Consider the following 16,644-nt stretch of genomic DNA (forward strand, 5'->3'; position numbering starts at 1 on the left):
AGGACCTGCGCTGCGCGTGTTACCCGAGACTGCAAATATGCGTGGTCTCACCCATGCATTTTTCAGGCATATTGCTTATTGGAGAGACAGATGGCACTTACCGCTGAACAGAAAGCCGAAATCGTCAACGAATACGGCCGTGGCGAAAACGACACCGGTTCCCCTGAGGTGCAGGTTGCCCTGCTGAGCGCCAACATCAACGGCCTGCAGAGCCACTTCAAGACCAACAGCCAGGATCACCACTCGCGTCGGGGTCTGATCCGCATGGTCAACCAGCGCCGCAAGCTGCTGGACTACCTCAAGCGCAAGGACTACGGTCGCTACCAGACGATTATTCAGCGTCTGGGCCTGCGCCGCTAAGCACACCGGCTAAAAGAAAGGCCGCGCGGCGAACGGCGGCTTTTGCGCTACGGCAAAACGGGCAGCCCTTGAGGCTGCCCGTTTTGTGTTTCTGCCCCGGCCTTGGTGAGGGCCGGGTTTTTATCGGCCAGTGGAAGAGAAAGTGGAAGAGAAGCGGTGGTCGTCGCGCGGTTCAGTGCCTAGAATGGCCGCAGTGAAAACGACACGCTCGCCCCGACAAGTTGCCCAACGTGAAAGGAAGTTGCCGTGAATCCGGTTAAAAAAACGTTTCAATACGGTCGCAGCACCGTAACGCTGGAAACCGGGCGTATTGCCCGCCAGGCCACCGGTGCCGTGATGGTCACCATGGAGGACACCGTGGTGCTCTGCACCGTGGTGGCCAAAAAGGACGCCAACCCTGCACAGCCGTTTTTTCCGCTGTCGGTGCACTACCAGGAAAAAACCTACGCCGCGGGCCGGATTCCCGGCGGCTTTTTCAAGCGTGAAGGCCGCCCCACCGAGAAAGAAACCCTCACCTCGCGGCTGATCGACCGGCCTATTCGCCCGCTGTTTCCCAAAGGCTTCATGAACGAAGTGCAGGTGGTGTGCACGGTGCTTTCTGCCGAGCGCAACCAGAATCCGGATATCGCCGCCATGCTGGGCACCTCAGCGGCGCTGGGCATTGCCGGGGTGCCGTTCAACGGCCCCATCGGTGCTGCGCGCGTGGGCCTCAACGAAGAGCAGGGCTATTTTCTTAACCCCACCGTGGATGAGCTGGCCGACTCCGAGCTGAACATGGTGGTGGCGGGCACCGCCAACGCGGTGCTGATGGTGGAGTCCGAAGCCCAGGAGCTTTTGGAAGACGAAATGCTCGGCGCGGTGCTCTACGGCCATCAGGAAATGCAGGTGGCCATCGATGCCATCAACGAGCTGGTGGCCCAGGCCGGCAAGCCGCGCTGGAGCTGGCAGCCGGTGTCGGGCAACCGTCAGCTTGCCGCAGCGCTGGCGGACAGCTTCCGCGATAAAATCGGCGATGCCTATCGCATTACCGACAAGATGGCGCGTCAAGAGACGCTGAGCGAGTTGAAAGAAGAGGCCGTAGCAGCGCTGGGTGAGCGCGCTGACGCACCGGCAGACGCCCACTTTGCCGCAGACGCGATCAAAGGCGCCTTTGCCGCGCTGGAAAAGCGCGTGGTGCGCGCCCGGGTGCTTGACGGCGAGCCGCGCATTGACGGCCGTGATCATCAGACCGTACGCCCGCTGTCCATTGAAGTAGGCGCGCTGCCCAAAACGCACGGCTCGGCGATTTTCACACGCGGCGAAACCCAGGCCATTGCCGTGGCGACCCTGGGCACCCTGCGCGACGCCCAGCTGATCGAGTCGCTGGAAGGCGAGCGCAAGGATCGCTTCATGCTGCACTACAACTTCCCGCCGTACTGCGTGGGCGAGGCCGGTTTTATCGGCGGGCCCAAGCGCCGCGAAATCGGCCACGGCCGGCTGGCTCGCCGCGGCATTCAGGCCGTGCTGCCCGGGGAAGACAGTTTTCCCTACACCATTCGCCTGGTTTCCGAGATTACCGAGTCCAACGGCTCAAGCTCCATGGCCTCGGTGTGCGGGGCCTCGCTTGCGCTGATGGACGCCGGCGTGCCGCTCAAGGCGCCGGTGGCGGGCATCGCCATGGGGCTGGTCAAAGACGGTGACCGCTGTGCGGTGCTCACCGATATTCTTGGCGACGAAGATCACCTGGGTGACATGGACTTCAAGGTGGCCGGCTCTGCAGAAGGCGTCACCGCCCTGCAGATGGACATCAAGATCGAAGGCATCGACGAAGACATCATGGAGACTGCGCTGCAGCAGGCTTACAGCGCGCGCCTTGAGATTCTAAAGCAGATGAATGCGGTGATGGGCGCCAGCCGCGAGGAAGTCTCCGGCAACGCCCCGGCCATGCGCACGCTGAAAATCGCGCCGAAGAAGGTGCGCGACGTTATCGGCAAGGGGGGTGCTACCATTCGCCGGATCTGTGAGGAGACCGGTGCGTCCATTGACCTGGACGACGACGGCACCGTACGCATCTACGCCGAGGACAAAACGGCGGCCCAGGCAGCGGAAAAAACCGTGCTGGACATTACCGCCGAGGCCGAAATCGGCAAGCTGTATGCCGGCAAGGTGGTGCGCATCGCCGACTTTGGCGCCTTCGTCAACTTCATGCCCGGCCGGGACGGGCTGGTGCATATTTCCCAGATTGTGCCTGAACGGGTGGAAAACGTCCGCGACTACCTCAACGAAAACGACGAAGTCGTGGTCAAGGTGCTGGATGTGGATAACCGCAACCGGGTAAAGCTTACGCTCAAGGAAATTACCGAAGAGGAAAAGGCAGCGTTTGTGGCAGCTCAGGGCCAGAGTGAAGATCTGCCGCAAAAAGCCCCGAGCCACCAGACGCCGGCTGCCGAGCCGCCGCAGACCGAAAAAGACGCAGCCTCTGGCGACTGATTTTTCTGCTGAAATCGCGCAGCCCCGCCGCCTAGAGGTGCGGGGCTGCGCGGTGACGGTGTTTCAACGTCTTTTCGCCGGCATCACAGCGCCTTGCAGGCCGAGCAAACGGCCCGAGCACGCGGGGTTATCTGCGCTCAATGGCCAGCGCCACGCCCTGGCCGCCGCCGATGCACAGCGTAGCGAGCCCTTTGTGGGCGTTTCGCGCGAGCATCTCATGCACCAGGGTGACCAGTATGCGACAGCCCGAGGCGCCGATGGGGTGGCCCAGCGCAATGGCGCCGCCGTTGACGTTGATGCGTGAGGTGTCCCAGCCCAGCGCGCGGTTAACGGCAATGGCCTGAGCGGCAAAGGCCTCGTTGGCCTCGATCAGGTCAAGCTCGCCTGTCTGCCAGCCGGCTTTGTCCAGGCAGCGCCGGGTCGCCGGTATTGGCCCTGTGCCCATGAGCGCCGGGTTTACCCCGGCGCTTGCATAGCCGGCAATGCGCGCAAGGGGCGTAAGCCCAAGCGCTTCGGCCTTGGCCGCCGAGCACAGCATGACAACGGCCGCGCCGTCGTTGATGCCCGAGGCGTTGCCCGCGGTCACGCGGCCATCAGCCTTGAATGCCGGGCGCAGGCCGGCGAGCTTCTCGGCGGTCAGCGCTCGTGGGCCCTCGTCGGTGTCGAAGACGTGGGTGTGGCCTTTGCGCCCGGGCACGTTAATGGGCGTGATTTCGCCGCTGAAGCGGCCTTGCGCTACGGCGTCGACGGCCTTGCGCTGGGATTCGGCGGCAAAGGCGTCCATCTCCTCCCGGCTGATGCCATAGTGCTCGGCCAGATTTTCCGCGGTTATGCCCATATGGTAGTCGTTGAACGCATCCCACAGGCCGTCGTGGATCATCGAGTCCACAGCGGTCCAGTTCCCCATGCGCTGGCCGTGGCGGGAATGGGGCAGCAGATGCGGGGCGGCGGACATGCTTTCCTGGCCGCCGGCCAGCACCACCTCGGCATCGCCGCAGCGAATGGCCTGCGTTGCCAGGTGCAGCGCCTTGAGCCCGGAGCCGCAGACCTTGTTGACGGTCATTGCCGGTACGCCCTCGGGCAGCCCGCCGCCGATGGCGGCCTGCCGCGCGGGGTTTTGTCCGCAGCCGGCGGTCAGTACCTGGCCCAGCAGCACTTCGTCGACTTCGCTCGGGGCGACGCCGGCGGTGCGCATTACGTCTTCAATGACCTGAGCGCCCAGCTCGCTTGCCGGCATGCCGGCAAGCGAGCCGCCGAACGTGCCGATGGCGCTGCGCTTGGCGGCAACAATGACGACGTCTTGATGACCCGATGACATTCTGGCACCTCCTGCTCAATGCGATGATAGCGGCCAGCCGGCAAGAGCGCCGCGGGCCCGGTGGCGTCCGGTATCAGCTTAGCTGTACGGGAATGGCGTTGCTGGTGTGGCTGACCTCGTTGCCCTCTTTTAGATAAACCAGCGAAGGCTTGTGCTCGGCAAGCTCGCTTTGCTCGTAGTGCGCGTAGCTGCAAATGATGATGCGCTGCCCCGGACTTCCGTGGTGGGCGGCAGCTCCGTTGATGGAGATCATCCGCGAGCCTTCCTCGCCGCGAATAGCATAGGTGGTAAAGCGTGCGCCGTTGGCGACGTTGTAGATCTGGATCTGTTCGTTTTCGCGAATGCCGGCCAAGTCGAGAAGCTCGCCGTCGATGGCGCAGGAGCCTTCATAGTGGAGCACGGCGTGCGTAACGCGCGCCATGTGAAGCTTGGCCTTGAGCATAACGGTATGCATGGGGAAATCCTTTCAAGCAGGACAGGCCCCCGGCAAGAAGTGCCGGGAGGCTATCAAAAACGCAGTATAAACAATCGGCTCGCCGGCATAAAAGCCGCGTGGCCGGCGGGTTTTGAACGTCAACGATTACCGGTGAGGAAGCGTAAGCGTCAGGTTGTCGATCAGCCGGGCTGGCCCCAGCTGAGCGGCGGCCAGCAGTACGGCTTCTCGGGTGTCTGCGACTACCGGATTCAGCTGGCGGTCGCGCAGGGCTATATAGTCCGGCATAAAGCCTGCGGCCTGCAGCGCCCGGTGGCCGTCTAGCAGTACGGCATCGCCGTCGTCTCCAGCCGATAGCCGTTCACCCATGGCGCAAAGCGTTCGGTACAGCGCCGGCGCCTGGGCGCGCTCCTCGGCGCTTAGATAGCCGTTGCGCGATGAAAGCGCCAGGCCGTCGTCGGCGCGCACAATCGGCACGCCCTCGATATCAACAGGCAGGTGCAGATCAGCGACCATTTTACGAATCACCGCCAGCTGCTGGTAGTCTTTTTCGCCGAAGCAGGCAAGATTCGGGGCGACCAGGTGGAACAGCATGCTGACCACTGTGGCCACGCCGTCGAAGTGCCCGGGGCGCGAGCCGCCGCACAGCCCTTCGCTGACGCCGGGGACGTGAACGCGGGTGGCGGTTTCAAGCCCGCTGGGGTAAAGATCCGCCGCGCCGGGGGCAAACAGCAGATCACAGCCGGCGCTTTCCAGCGCCGCCTGGTCTGCGGCAAAGGTGCGCGGGTAGGCATCGAGGTCTTCCCCCGGGCCGAACTGCAGCGGGTTGATGAACAGGCTCGCCACCACAACGTCGGCACGGGCGCGGGCATGCTGGACAAGCGCCAGGTGCCCGGCATGCAGGTTGCCCATGGTGGGCACAAGAGCCACGGTTTGCCCTTGCTGCCGCGATGGAGTAAGCGCCGCGTTGAGCGCCTCGACGGTATACAGGGTGTGCATGATAAAACGGCCTGCCGATTAGAAGCGAGAGTATCGGTGATAAATAGCGTACCGGTTACGAATAGCGTACCGGTTAAAAACAGTGCGCCGGCGTGGGGAAGGCACGCTGTTTGACGTCCTGATGATAGCGGGCAAAAGCGTCCTGGATGCTGTCTGCCTCGGCCATGTAGTTTTTCACAAAACGCGGCGTGTGTCCGGTGCTGACCCCCAGCACGTCGTGCATGACCAGTATCTGACCGTCGGTATCCGGCCCGGCGCCGATACCGATAACCGGCACGTTCAGCGCCTCGGTAACCGCCCGGCCAAGGCTTGCGGGAACGCATTCCAGCAAAATGACCGAAGCCCCGGCATCGACCAGGGTGCGGGCGTCTGCAAGAATGCGCTCGGCCTGCTCGGCATCGCGGCCCTGCACCTTGTAGCCGCCGAGTTGATAGACGGTTTGCGGCGTCAGCCCCAGGTGCGCGCACACCGGCACGCCGCGGCGGGTCAGCTCGCGCACGCCGTCGGCCATCCACGCCTCGCCTTCTACCTTGATGATTTCGGCCCCGGCGCGCATCAGCGCGGCGGCGTCGTTGAGCGTGCGCTCGACGGTTGCGTTGCTCATGAAGGGCAGATCCGCCATGAGCAGGCTGGCCCCCTTGCCTGCCGCCGCCGCTCGGGTGTGATAGCAGATATCGTCAAGCGTTACCGGCAGCGTGCTTGAGTGCCCGTGGAGTACCATCCCCAAAGAGTCCCCCACCAGCAGCACGTCAATGCCGGCCTGGCTTGCAGCGTTGGCAAAGGAGGCGTCGTAGGCGGTCAGGCAGCTGAACGTTTCCCCGCTGTGCTTTAGCGCGCGCAGGGTGCTCAGAGTGACGGTTTTCATGGTGTGGCCTCGCGGTTGGTTGCGTAAAGAGTAACAAAACGGGCGTGGGTGAGGCGGGCAGCACCCGTTAGCCTAGCGGCGTGACGTCGTCGGCCAGAGGTGCCAGCCAGTGGTCGAGCGGTTTGCCATACAGCAACAGATCAGGGGCCACCTCGCGCAGCGGCCGCAGGGCAAATGCCCGTTCGTGCAGATAAGGGTGCGGCACCTGCAGCCTTGGGTGCGCCATCGAGAGCGCGCTGAACAGCAGCACGTCAAGATCCAGCGTGCGCGGCCCCCAGCGGCGCTCGCGCCGGCGGCGGTGACGCTGTTCCAGCGCCTGCAGCTGATCGAGCAGCGCAAGCGGGGAAAGCGCCGTTTCAAGCACGGCCACGGCGTTGACGAAGTCGGGCTGGTCCTGGGGGCCGACCGGCCGGCTGGCGTACAGCCCGGACGCCCCGACCAGGCGGCACAGTGCCAGCCCGTCAAGCGCGACCAGCGCTGTGGCAACCTGGCGGCGCGGATCGGCCAGGTTGCTGCCCAGGCCCACGTAGGCAAGCGAGGTGGATAAAGCGAAAGCCGGCATGCTGCGTTTTACTCCGAGGGAGACGGTGCGCGCCGGCGCTTGCTTCGCTTGCCCCGGCTGGCCGGGTCGCTGCCGATTTTGCTGAGCAGGCGGCGCTGCTCGTGCTCGTCGCCCTGCTGAAAGGCCGTCCACCACTCGCCCAGGCCTGAAGAAATTTCGCCGGCCTGTTCGCGCAGCAGCAGCAGGTCATAGGCGGCGCGAAAGCGCGGGTGTTCTCGGGTTTGAAAGGCGCGCTTGCCCTGGCGCTTGGCCAGGCGCTCCTGCAGATCCCAGATATCGCGTACGGGCATGGCAAAACGCTTGGGAATCGAGACGTGCTGGAGCTGGCGCGAGATGACCTGCTGGGCGGCGGCCTGCATGGCCGGTATTCCGGGCATGCCGTCCTGCTCGAACGCGGCTTTGCGCTGCATAACCGCCGGCCACAGAAAAGCCGCCAGCAGAAAGGCCGGCGTTACCGGGCGGCCCTCGGCGATGCGCCGGTCGGTATTGGCCAGCGCCGCTTCGATCAGCTGTTCAGCCCAGGCGGCATCGGCCATGGTCTCTTCGGCTTCGGGAAACAGCATGCCGAACAGCTCGTAGTGGCTGAGCAGGCGAAACGTCATCAGCCCGTGACCGGCCATGAACAGTTTGAGCACTTCGTCAAACAGCCGCGCCGGCGGAATCTGCAGCAGCAGCGGCGCCAGCTCGTAGATGGGGGCTTCGGTGGCGGCGTCCAGCAAAAAGTCCAGCTTGGCGGCAAAGCGCACCGCGCGCAGCATGCGCACCGGATCTTCGCGGTAGCGGGTTTCCGGATCGCCGATCAGCCGCAGGGTGCGCGTTTCGATATCGCGGGCGCCGTCGGCAAAATCATGCAGGCTGAAATCGGCAATGCTGTAGTACAGCGCGTTGACGGTAAAGTCGCGGCGCAGCGCATCTTCCTCGATGCGGCCCCAGACGTTGTCGCGCAGCAGCAGCCCGGCATCGGACTGCTGGGCAATGTGGTCGGCGTGGCTTTCCTGGGGCTTGCCGCGAAACGTGGTGACTTCAATGATTTCGCGGCCAAAGCGCACATGGACAATGCGAAAGCGCCGGCCGATCAGGCGTGCGTTGCGAAACAGCTCGCGCACCTGCTCCGGGGTGGCGTTGGTGGCCACGTCGAAGTCCTTGGGCATTTTGCCCAGCAGGGCATCGCGAATACAGCCGCCCACGAGATAGGCGTCAAAGCCCGCGCCGTCCAGACGATAGAGGACCTTCAGCGCGGCGTCGCTGATGTGCTGGCGCGAGATGGGGTGTTCAGCGCGCGGAATAATGCGGGGGGCAGGCAGGCCGGGCCGGCCGTCTTCATGGTGGGGGGATTTCAAATGCTCTCCGGAAATTAACAAGCAGGACAGGTTCTGCGAACACGGCAGTGGGGCAACGGGCCCCTTTGAACATGCGACGATTTTAACTTGCGTACCACAAGACACGACATGACAAATGCCCGAGTGTAGCCGACGCCCCGAGCCTTGCAAAGCGCCACCGCCAAGACAAAAAAGGGGAGCCCGGCGGGCTCCCCTTGAAAATAGGCGGTTTGCAATGGGTCATTTGGCGTCTGTGCCGCTCTTTTTTTCGTGTTGGCGCATCGCCCTGAATACGCACCGCAGTCGGCAGGCGTGAGGTGTAAACGTTTCCAACCGCCTCGTATTCAAAACAATCATCCAAGCGCGAACTTCACTCCCGGCGGTTGTTATTGTTGCCGGGGGCACGTCAATGGCCGTAGTTGCTTTTGTTGTTGTGCATGGCCTGCGTGCGTCGCGTTTTCTACCGGGCTCTTGCTTGCCGGCACCCGTTGTTATTGTTGGCGGTGCCGGCGCAAGTCGAGAACGTCTCCGTTGTTGTTGTTATGCGGGGATGTCTCTTGTTTCTCTGGCGATTGTTCTGCCGGGTTGTTGTTGTTCGGGGCAGAAGCGAGGGCGGTGATGGCACGATTGTTGTTGTGGTCTGTGCTGTTCCGCCGGGCCCAGTGTGTCCGTTTGTTTTTCTTGCTTTATGTATTGCATACTGCGTGCCAGTTCTATAAAAAATGATATTTATCAAATAGATATGAAAATATTGGGGCGTCAGAAAAAAGCCGCTACGGGTAAGTGTTACCGCTTTGTGGCCCGGTAGATACGATGACTGTGTGTCTGGGTAACAGTGCGCCACGGCCGCCGCTGCGAGAACGAACAATATGCGAACGGCCAATGCGACGTTGGTCGACGGTGGCGGGCGATAGCGGGATGGCTGACGGGAAAGTGCGTCAGGAAGAAGCGCGCCGGGCGTGTTTTTTGCGCGGAATGCCCAGCCGCTGGCGACGCTCCCAGAGGTTTTTGCGGCTGATGCCGAGCTTTTGCGCCAGCTCGGTTTCGCTCATGTGATCCTGATGTTCCAGCACGAAATGCTGAAAATAGGCTTCCAGCGAGACGCCTTCGGCGGCCTCGTCGGCGGCTGACGTGTCGTCGAAATCGGCCGTTTCCGCGGCTGTGACCGGCGCGGGCGGGGGGCGTGTAGCGACCGGGGCCAGCCCCAGATCGTCAGGATGAATCAGATGGCCTTCGGCAAGGATGACGCCACGCTCCAGCGCGTTTTCCAGCTCGCGGACGTTGCCCGGCCAGGGGTAGTCGCGCAGGTCCTGGCGCGCCGCCCGGGACAGGCGCAGGCCTTCGCGGCCGTGGCGCTTGAGCGCCTTGTCGAGGAGGATGTCGGCGATGGCCAGCACGTCGTCTTCGCGCTCGCGCAGCGGCGGCAGGTCGATCTGCATGACGTTGAGCCGGTAGTAAAGATCCAGACGGAACTCGCCGCTTTTGGACAGCGCGGCCAGATCGCGGTGGGTGGCGGCGATCAGGCGCACGTCCACGTGGCGGGTTTCCACCGAGCCGATCTTGCGGATTTCGCCTTCCTGAAGCACGCGCAGCAGCCGGGCCTGGGCGTCCAGCGGCAGCTCGCCGATTTCATCGAGAAACAGGGTGCCGCCGTCGGCGGCCTCGACCAGCCCGGTACGCGAGGCGCTGGCGCCGGTAAAGGCGCCCTTTTCGTGGCCGAACAGCTCGGATTCGATCAGCGTTTCGGGAATCGCCGCGCAGTTGACCGAGACCAGCGGGGCCGCGGCGCGCTTGCTCTGCTGGTGCAGGGCGCGGGCCACCAGCTCCTTGCCGGTGCCGGACTCGCCCAGAATCAGCACGGTGACGTCGGCCGGGGCGGTCTTGCGGATGCGGGTGTAGACCTGCTGCATGGCGTCGCAGTCGCCGATCATGGGCTGCTGGCTGCCGCCTTCGTCGGTGATGGCCGGCGGCTCGCTCTGGCGCATGGCCTGCTGGTGCAGAACGCGCGAGACGGTTTCCACCAGTTCGGCGTGGTCAAACGGCTTGGCGATGTAGTCCACCGCGCCCTGTTTAAGCGAGTCGATGGCCGAGCGCATGCTGGCGTAGCTGGTCATGATCAGCACCGGCACCGGGGCGGCGCGTTCGATCAGCGAGGTGCCTTCTTTTCCCGGCAGGCGCAAATCGCTGATGACCAGATCAAAGCGCTGCGGGTCCAGCGCCTCGGCTTCTTCGGCGTTTTCCGCTTCGCTGACCGCGTAGTCATGACGCTCCAGCAGGCGCTTGAGCGCGCTGCGGATGATCGCTTCATCTTCAACAATCAGAATCTTGTGCATAAAGCGGCGAGTCGTCCTGTGGGTAAAGCGGTAGCCATAGCGTCATGGCCGTGCCGCGGGAGTGGCCGGGAGGCGGCGAGGCGACGTCGATACTGCCCTGGTGTTCGTTGATGATCTGATAGGCCAGCGATAGCCCAAGCCCGGTGCCCTCGCCGGCGGTTTTGGTGGTGGTAAACGGCTCAAACAGGCGGTCGCGCACGGCGTCGGGAATGCCGTGGCCGGTGTCAGCGATGCGCCACCAAGCGTGGCTGCCCTGACGGCCGGCGCTGAGGGTGACCGTGCCGTCCGGCGCGCAGGCGTCCCGGGCGTTGCCCAGCAGGTTGAGCATCACCTGAATGAGCCGCTGGGCATCGCCGCGCACGACGATGCCGGCCGGGCATTCGTTGTGAAAGCTGACCGCTTCGCCGCTGCGCGCCAAGTGTAACAAATGCAGGGCCTCGTCGCTGATGCGGGCAAGCTCCACCGGCGAGCGCGGCAGGGCCACCGAGCGGCGCCCGCCGTGGGCAAATTCCACCAGCGAGTTGACGATGCGGGTAATGCGCTCGGTCTGGGTCTGAATGTGCTCGGCGGCCTGTAGCACGGCGGGGTCGTCGGTGTCGTAGCGCAGGTTTTGCGAAAGCGATGAGATCGCGGTGACCGGGTTGCCGATCTCGTGGGCGACGCCGGCGGCCAGCTGGCCGATAGAGGCAAGCCTTGCTGCGTGTACCAGCTCGTCTTCCAGCCATTTCATCTCGGTGTGGTCTTCAATGAGTACCACGGTGCCGCCGTGGCTGTCGTCGCCGTCAAGGCGTGCCTTGTGCAGGGTGAGAAAATAGTCGCGCTCATGGAGGCGTGCGGCCTGCTGGTACAGCGTTACGCTTGCGCTTTGCAGGGCGTTTTGCATCAGCGTCGGCCAGGGCTCGGGCAGGCTGTCGCGGTGCGCGCCGATCACGCTTTCCCCGCCGATGCCGGAAAGCCCGGCGAGCGCCCGGTTCCACATGACGATCTCGTCGTCGTGGCCGAAGATGCAAAGCCCCACGGGCAGGTTGGCCAGCGTCTGGCGGTGGTGGCGGCGCAGGCCGTCCAGCTCTCGGGCAAGTCCGGTCAGCCGTGAGCGATAGGCTTCCAGCCGGCTTTCCACAAAATGGATGTCGTCGGTGGCCGGGGCGTCGTCGTGGCGGTAGGGCAGGTAGCGGTCGACGATATCCCGGGCCACCGACGGGCCCATCAGCCCGGACAGGTTGGCCTGGATGCGGTCGCGCAGGCGGCGCAGGGCATAGGGGCGGTCTTCATGGCGGTCAAGGTTCAGCGCGCCAAGCGCCCGCTTGACCTCGCGTTCGGCGGCCTCGTCGCCCAGCGCCTCGGCCAGCTGGGCGCTGAAGTCGGCCACCGTGGCGGCCTGCAGCGGCAGGCGCTTGGAGCGCACAACGGCGTCTACTGAGCAGGCCTCGGCCGCGGAGCGCTCGCCCGGGGAGGTGCGGCTGAACAGCGACACGCCGATCAGGGCGACAATGTTGACGGCAAGGGATAAAAGCGTCACCTGATACCAAAGCGGCTCGCCGGGCAGCGGTGACCATAGCGCCGGCAGCGGGACGAACAGCGGCAGCCAAAGCCCCCACAGCCATATGGCGCTGCCGGCGGCAAGCCCGGTGACTACGCCCTTGCGATTGGCCCCGGGCCAGTACAAAAGCGCCAGCATGCCGGGCAGGCACTGCGCCATGCCGGCAAAGGCGGCAAGCCCCAGCGCCATGAGGTCATGGCGGCCGACGCTTTCGTGAAACAGCCAGCCGCTAAACACCACCGCCACCACCAGCCCCCGGCGCAGCCAGCGCAGCCAGCCGTAGAGATCGGCGCGGGCCTCGGGCGGACGCGCCACCAGTACGACGTGGTTGAGCACCATGCCCGAAAGCGCCAGTGCGATCATGATCATGGTGCCGCTGGCGGCGGCCAGCCCGGCAATGAACGCAAGCGCGCCGACGCCGGCATGCTCGCTCATCAAATAGGCGGCATAGGCGGTAGCGCCGATGGGCGCGTCGGTCGCTTTCTGTGCGGCCCACCAGATCAGCGGCACGGGAAGCGCCATCAGCAGCAGATACAGCGGCAGCGTCCAGCTGGCCTGCAGCAGCGTATGCCGAGACAGGCTTTCGGCAAAGGTGACGTGAAACAGGTGAGGCATCATAAAGGCAGCCGCGAAGAACAGCAGCAGCAGCGTGCGCCAGTGCGCCGGGTCCAGCGACGGGGTTTGTGCCGTCAGCGCCTGCCCCTCGCCGCTGGCCAGCCACTGCTGCAGCGGCTGCGGGCCGTCGAAGACGCCCCACAGGGCGAACGCGCCCAGCGCCAGCATGGCGCCAAGCTTGACCAGCGACTCAAACGCAATAGCCGCCAGCAAGGTGTTGTGGCGTGTGCGCAGATGGCTGGAACGGGCGCCGAAGATCACCGCAAACGCCGCGACCACCAGACAGAACAGCAGTGCCACCGAGCTGCCGGCCCGGGTGTGGGTCATGACGTTGATGGCCTCGCTCAGGGTTTTGACCTGAATGCCCAGCAGCGGCAAAACCGCAAGACTGCTGACCAGCGTGACCAGGGTGCCGGCCCAGCGCGTGCGGTAGCGAAAGGCAAACAGATCGGCCAGCGAGGCCAGCTGATAGGTGCGGCTGATCCGCTGGATGGGCACCAGCAGCACCGGGGCGAGCAAAAAGGCCCCGGCCGCGCCCAGGTAGTACGCCAGATAGCCAAAGCCGGCGTCGGCGGCAAACTCCACGCTGCCGTACACCGCCCAGGCGCTGGCGTAAACGCCGAGCGACAGCGTATAGACCGCTGGATGGCGCGTCACCCGGGTGGAAACCCAGCCGCGCTCCACGGCCAGACCGCAGCCAAACAGCAAGGCAAGATAGCCCAGCCCCAGCAGCACGATGGCCGTCAATTCAGCGTTCATCGAGCTTCCTTTTCTGTTCCAGCCACAGCGTCAGGGCGATAAGGCCGCCCCAGATCAGAAAGGGCCGATACCAGGCAATATCCGGGTCGCCCCAGCCGCTCATCAGCAGCGGCGAGAGCAGGTATCCCCCGAACACGAAAAACAGCATGATGCGATAGACGTACACGGTTAATGCTCCTGCGGCACAGGGCGCGTAGCGGCGCCGGCCAGGCGCGCCGGTGACCAGCGGGCGATACCCCAGGCCAGCTGCTCGGCGACCGGGCACCGGGCCAGCGCGGCCGGCGGCGCTTGGCTGAGTGCTTCAAGGGCGGCAAACAGCTGGCGGCGAATGCCCGCGGGCTCGGTGGCAAGCGCCGGTGCGTGATTTTGCTTGGAGAGCTTTTGGCCGTTGGCGGCAACGACCAGCGGCAAATGCAGATAGCGCGGTGCCGGATAGCCCAGCGCCCGCTGTAGCTGGCGCTGCCAGGGGGTGTTATCGAGCAGGTCCATGCCGCGCACCACGTCGGTGATGCCCTGCTCGGCGTCGTCCACCACCACGGCCAGCTGGTAGGCAAAAAGGGCATCCTTGCGCTTGAGCACCGCATCGCCAAGCGCTGCCGGGTCAAATTCAAGGCGGCCCTGAAGGCGGTCGTCAAAGCGTGCCGGGTGCTCGCCGAGATCGCTTCGCAGCCGCCAGGCCACCGGAGCATTCGGGCGGCACACGCCGCGGCGACACCAGCCGGGGTAGACGGCGTAGCTCTGCCACTGTTTGCGCGAGCAGCTGCACGGGTAGGCCAGCCCCAGCGTTTCCAGCCGCTCCAGGGCTGCCTGATAGGCGGCGTGGCGGCGGTGCTGCCAGCTGACCTCGCCGTCCCATTCCAGGCCGAAGGCCTCAAGCTGGGCCAGGATGGTATCGGCAGCACCCTCGGGGCAGCGCGGCGGGTCGATATCTTCAATGCGCAGCAGCCACTCGCCGCCGGCGGCCCGGGCATCCAGGTAGCTGCCCAAGGCCGCCACCAGCGAGCCGAAGTGCAAAGGGCCTGACGGCGTGGGCGCGAAACGGCCGCGGTAGCGGGGTGTCGCGTGTGTGTTCATGCCGGCCATGATAGCAGCGTCCCCGTGGGGATGAGGGGCAGAAAACGCCAACGGGCACCCGCAGGTGCCCGTGGGTCAAGCTTTGTCGGCGGTTAGCCGCCGAGCTGTTTTTCCTTGAGTTCGTCGAGGGTTTTGCAGTCCACGCACAGCGTGGCGGTAGGGCGGGCTTCCAGGCGACGAATGCCGATTTCAATGCCGCAGGCTTCGCAGAAGCCGTAGTCGTCTTCGTCGATTTTCTCGATGGTTTCATTGATTTTTTTCAGCAGTTTGCGCTCACGGTCCCGCGTGCGCAGCTCCAGGTTGAACCCTTCTTCCTGCGTCGCTCGGTCGGCCGGGTCGGCGTAGTTGTTGGCCTCTTCCTGCAGGTGGCGAACCGTGCGGTCCACCTCCACCATAAGCTCTTGCTTCCAGTCCAGCAGCAGCTGACGAAAATGCGCCAGCTGCTGCTCGTTCATGTATTCTTCCCCCGCCGCCGGCTCATACGGGATGAAAGTCTTGGACGCTTCCGTTTGGTTTTCCGCTACTGGCATGGGAGTGCCCCTTACGTAAATGACTGCTGAATGATCATTAGATGGCCTAATGACGTCGCGCCAAAAGCATGCTTGTTTAGCCCAAAACGTTACAAAATGCAAGTCTTTAGCCTGCTGAGGTAAACGGCGCAGGGCCTCGGACCGGCGCCGATACACCCACCATGAAGGGGAGTTATGGATAGATCGAATACGGATGAGAAGGGCGCGCTGCCTTATCCGCTGCTGACGCGCGGCACGCTGCTGCGCCGCTACAAGCGGTTTCTGGCCGATGTGCGCCTGGATGACGGCCGTGAAGTCGTGGCCCACTGCCCCAATACCGGGGCGATGACGGCGGTCAACCAGCCGGGGTGCCGGGTGTGGGTTGAGCCAAACGACAATCCCAGGCGCAAGCTTGCATGGACCTGGGAGCTGATCGAGCTGCCGCGCGAAGACGGCGGCGTGGACATGGCATCGGTCAATACCGGGCGCGCCAACCGCATCGCCGAGCAGGCGCTCGGTGCCGGGCTGATGGCACCGCTGGCCGGCTATGCCAAACTCAAGCGCGAGGCCCGAGTGGACGGCGCGCGGCTGGACTTTGTGCTTGACGATCCAACGCGAGGCCGGGCCTATGTGGAGGTCAAGCAGGTTACCCTGCGAGAGTCCGACGGTCTGGGGTATTTTCCCGATGCGGTAAGCCAGCGCGGTACTCGGCATCTGCACACCCTGGCTCGGCTGGCCGGACAAGGGCATCGAGCGGTGCTGCTGTTCTGCGTGGCCCACGAAGGGATTGACAGCGTAGGGGCGGCCGCGCATATCGATCCGGCCTACGCCGCGGCGCTGGCGGACGCCGTTGCCTGCGGTGTGGAGGTACTGGCCTACGGCGTGCGTTTTAGCTGGCAGCACGGCGCACCTTTCGCCGTAGCGCTGCGCCGGCAGCTAGGCGTGCGTCTTTAGGCCTGCAGCGCCGGGGCTGCGCGGCGGGGCGAATCTAGCGCTCCAGGTAGAAGCGCTGGACAAAGCGTACGGTTTCAGCGGCGGCGTTACGATCGGCGCGCACCTTGAGGGTAAAATGCATCGGCGCGTCGTGCGTCAGGCGGAAGGTGGCCAGCTGGTAGACCGCGCCGTTATCGCGCACGGTGCGAAAGTCGAGGCTTTTCGGTGTTTCCTTGAGCGGGCCTACGCTGCCCTTGACGCTGGCGCTTGCCGGCCGGGTGGTGCCGTCGTCCCGGTGTTCGCGAACGCTTACGTGAACCAGCCCTAGCCCGGCGCTGCGCTGTATGCCGTATTCCTCGGCGACTTCCGGGGCCAGAAAACGGGTGCCGATTGCGCTGTAGTGGATGACGTAGTCGCCGACGCGCTGCCGGTCGCCGTGCGCGCCGAAGGCGCCAAGGCACAGGGCTAAAAAGACGGTCATGCGAAGCAGCCAGCGGTTTGCCATGAACGTTTCTCCTCAATGATGCGTTCCGGGCCTTGCCCGATTCGGCCGGTA

Annotated in this window: 15 protein-coding genes; 3 read left to right on the forward strand and 12 right to left on the reverse strand. The window is 64.5% G+C overall.

What is annotated here, in order from left to right; translation table 11 throughout:
* Positions 1-90: 90 nt before the first annotated feature.
* Positions 91-360 (forward strand): 30S ribosomal protein S15, encoded by a 270-nt coding sequence (rpsO, locus tag ACZ415_RS06350; RefSeq protein WP_344701159.1) that lies wholly within the window; start codon positions 91-93, stop codon positions 358-360.
* A 246-nt stretch (positions 361-606) separates the two neighbouring features.
* Entirely contained in the window at positions 607-2,829 is a 2,223-nt protein-coding gene (gene pnp, locus ACZ415_RS06355; protein WP_344701157.1) for a polyribonucleotide nucleotidyltransferase, read from the forward strand.
* A 127-nt stretch (positions 2,830-2,956) separates the two neighbouring features.
* On the opposite strand, the gene ACZ415_RS06360 is transcribed toward pnp, so the two are convergent.
* The 11 genes from ACZ415_RS06360 to dksA form a co-directional block, all read right to left on the reverse strand.
* The gene (locus tag ACZ415_RS06360) at positions 2,957-4,147 is read right to left on the reverse strand and encodes an acetyl-CoA C-acetyltransferase (RefSeq protein ID WP_344701154.1); all 1,191 of its coding nucleotides are present in this window, start codon (positions 4,145-4,147) and stop codon (positions 2,957-2,959) included.
* Positions 4,148-4,220: 73 nt separating this feature from the next.
* The gene (gene panD, locus ACZ415_RS06365; protein ID WP_344701152.1) at positions 4,221-4,601 is read right to left on the reverse strand and encodes an aspartate 1-decarboxylase; all 381 of its coding nucleotides are present in this window, start codon (positions 4,599-4,601) and stop codon (positions 4,221-4,223) included.
* Between the two features lie 126 nt (positions 4,602-4,727).
* The gene (gene panC / locus ACZ415_RS06370) at positions 4,728-5,579 is read right to left on the reverse strand and encodes a pantoate--beta-alanine ligase (RefSeq protein ID WP_344701150.1); all 852 of its coding nucleotides are present in this window, start codon (positions 5,577-5,579) and stop codon (positions 4,728-4,730) included.
* 73 nt (positions 5,580-5,652) lie between these two features.
* A complete protein-coding gene (panB, locus tag ACZ415_RS06375) occupies positions 5,653-6,444 on the reverse strand; it encodes a 3-methyl-2-oxobutanoate hydroxymethyltransferase (protein WP_344701148.1) in 792 nt (263 codons plus the stop codon).
* 67 nt (positions 6,445-6,511) lie between these two features.
* Positions 6,512-7,006: a 2-amino-4-hydroxy-6-hydroxymethyldihydropteridine diphosphokinase gene (gene folK / locus ACZ415_RS06380; protein ID WP_344701146.1), complete on the reverse strand. Its 495-nt coding sequence runs from the start codon at positions 7,004-7,006 to the stop codon at positions 6,512-6,514.
* Positions 7,007-7,014: 8 nt separating this feature from the next.
* On the reverse strand, positions 7,015-8,346 hold the full coding sequence (gene pcnB, locus ACZ415_RS06385) for a polynucleotide adenylyltransferase PcnB (RefSeq protein ID WP_344701144.1): 1,332 nt from the start codon (positions 8,344-8,346) through the stop codon (positions 7,015-7,017).
* Between the two features lie 917 nt (positions 8,347-9,263).
* Positions 9,264-10,658, reverse strand: coding sequence for a sigma-54-dependent transcriptional regulator (locus tag ACZ415_RS06390; RefSeq protein WP_344701142.1), 1,395 nt, complete (start codon positions 10,656-10,658; stop codon positions 9,264-9,266).
* Entirely contained in the window at positions 10,636-13,572 is a 2,937-nt protein-coding gene (locus ACZ415_RS06395) for an ATP-binding protein (protein ID WP_344701140.1), read from the reverse strand. The genes ACZ415_RS06390 and ACZ415_RS06395 overlap by 23 nt, the downstream gene beginning before the upstream one ends.
* Entirely contained in the window at positions 13,562-13,738 is a 177-nt protein-coding gene (locus ACZ415_RS06400) for a hypothetical protein (RefSeq protein WP_344701138.1), read from the reverse strand. The genes ACZ415_RS06395 and ACZ415_RS06400 overlap by 11 nt, the downstream gene beginning before the upstream one ends.
* Positions 13,739-13,740: 2 nt before the next feature.
* Complete coding sequence (gene gluQRS, locus ACZ415_RS06405) at positions 13,741-14,646, reverse strand: tRNA glutamyl-Q(34) synthetase GluQRS (RefSeq protein WP_464387709.1); 906 nt, start codon at positions 14,644-14,646, stop codon at positions 13,741-13,743.
* A 92-nt stretch (positions 14,647-14,738) separates the two neighbouring features.
* Entirely contained in the window at positions 14,739-15,176 is a 438-nt protein-coding gene (dksA, locus tag ACZ415_RS06410) for an RNA polymerase-binding protein DksA (protein ID WP_344701133.1), read from the reverse strand.
* Positions 15,177-15,350: 174 nt separating this feature from the next.
* Between dksA and sfsA the strand changes: the two genes are divergently transcribed.
* Complete coding sequence (sfsA, locus tag ACZ415_RS06415) at positions 15,351-16,109, forward strand: DNA/RNA nuclease SfsA (protein ID WP_344701131.1); 759 nt, start codon at positions 15,351-15,353, stop codon at positions 16,107-16,109.
* Between the two features lie 34 nt (positions 16,110-16,143).
* Here sfsA and ACZ415_RS06420 read toward each other — a convergent pair whose 3' ends face one another.
* On the reverse strand, positions 16,144-16,593 hold the full coding sequence (locus ACZ415_RS06420; RefSeq protein WP_344701129.1) for a DUF4426 domain-containing protein: 450 nt from the start codon (positions 16,591-16,593) through the stop codon (positions 16,144-16,146).
* Positions 16,594-16,644: the final 51 nt, after the last annotated feature.

Source organism: Halomonas cibimaris, from assembly GCF_055379665.1.

Excerpts from the sequence above, each read along its gene's own strand:
- panC (WP_344701150.1), bottom strand. The coding sequence starts at position 5,579 with ATGCACACCCTGTATACCGTCGAGGCGCTCAACGCGGCGCTTACTCCA.
- sfsA (WP_344701131.1), top strand. The coding sequence starts at position 15,351 with ATGGATAGATCGAATACGGATGAGAAGGGCGCGCTGCCTTATCCGCTG.
- panB (WP_344701148.1), bottom strand. The coding sequence starts at position 6,444 with ATGAAAACCGTCACTCTGAGCACCCTGCGCGCGCTAAAGCACAGCGGG.
- gluQRS (WP_464387709.1), bottom strand. The coding sequence starts at position 14,646 with ATGAACACACACGCGACACCCCGCTACCGCGGCCGTTTCGCGCCCACG.
- panD (WP_344701152.1), bottom strand. The coding sequence starts at position 4,601 with ATGCATACCGTTATGCTCAAGGCCAAGCTTCACATGGCGCGCGTTACG.
- folK (WP_344701146.1), bottom strand. The coding sequence starts at position 7,006 with ATGCCGGCTTTCGCTTTATCCACCTCGCTTGCCTACGTGGGCCTGGGC.
- ACZ415_RS06395 (WP_344701140.1), bottom strand. The coding sequence starts at position 13,572 with ATGAACGCTGAATTGACGGCCATCGTGCTGCTGGGGCTGGGCTATCTT.
- ACZ415_RS06390 (WP_344701142.1), bottom strand. The coding sequence starts at position 10,658 with ATGCACAAGATTCTGATTGTTGAAGATGAAGCGATCATCCGCAGCGCG.
- dksA (WP_344701133.1), bottom strand. The coding sequence starts at position 15,176 with ATGCCAGTAGCGGAAAACCAAACGGAAGCGTCCAAGACTTTCATCCCG.
- ACZ415_RS06420 (WP_344701129.1), bottom strand. The coding sequence starts at position 16,593 with ATGGCAAACCGCTGGCTGCTTCGCATGACCGTCTTTTTAGCCCTGTGC.
- ACZ415_RS06360 (WP_344701154.1), bottom strand. The coding sequence starts at position 4,147 with ATGTCATCGGGTCATCAAGACGTCGTCATTGTTGCCGCCAAGCGCAGC.
- rpsO (WP_344701159.1), top strand. The coding sequence starts at position 91 with ATGGCACTTACCGCTGAACAGAAAGCCGAAATCGTCAACGAATACGGC.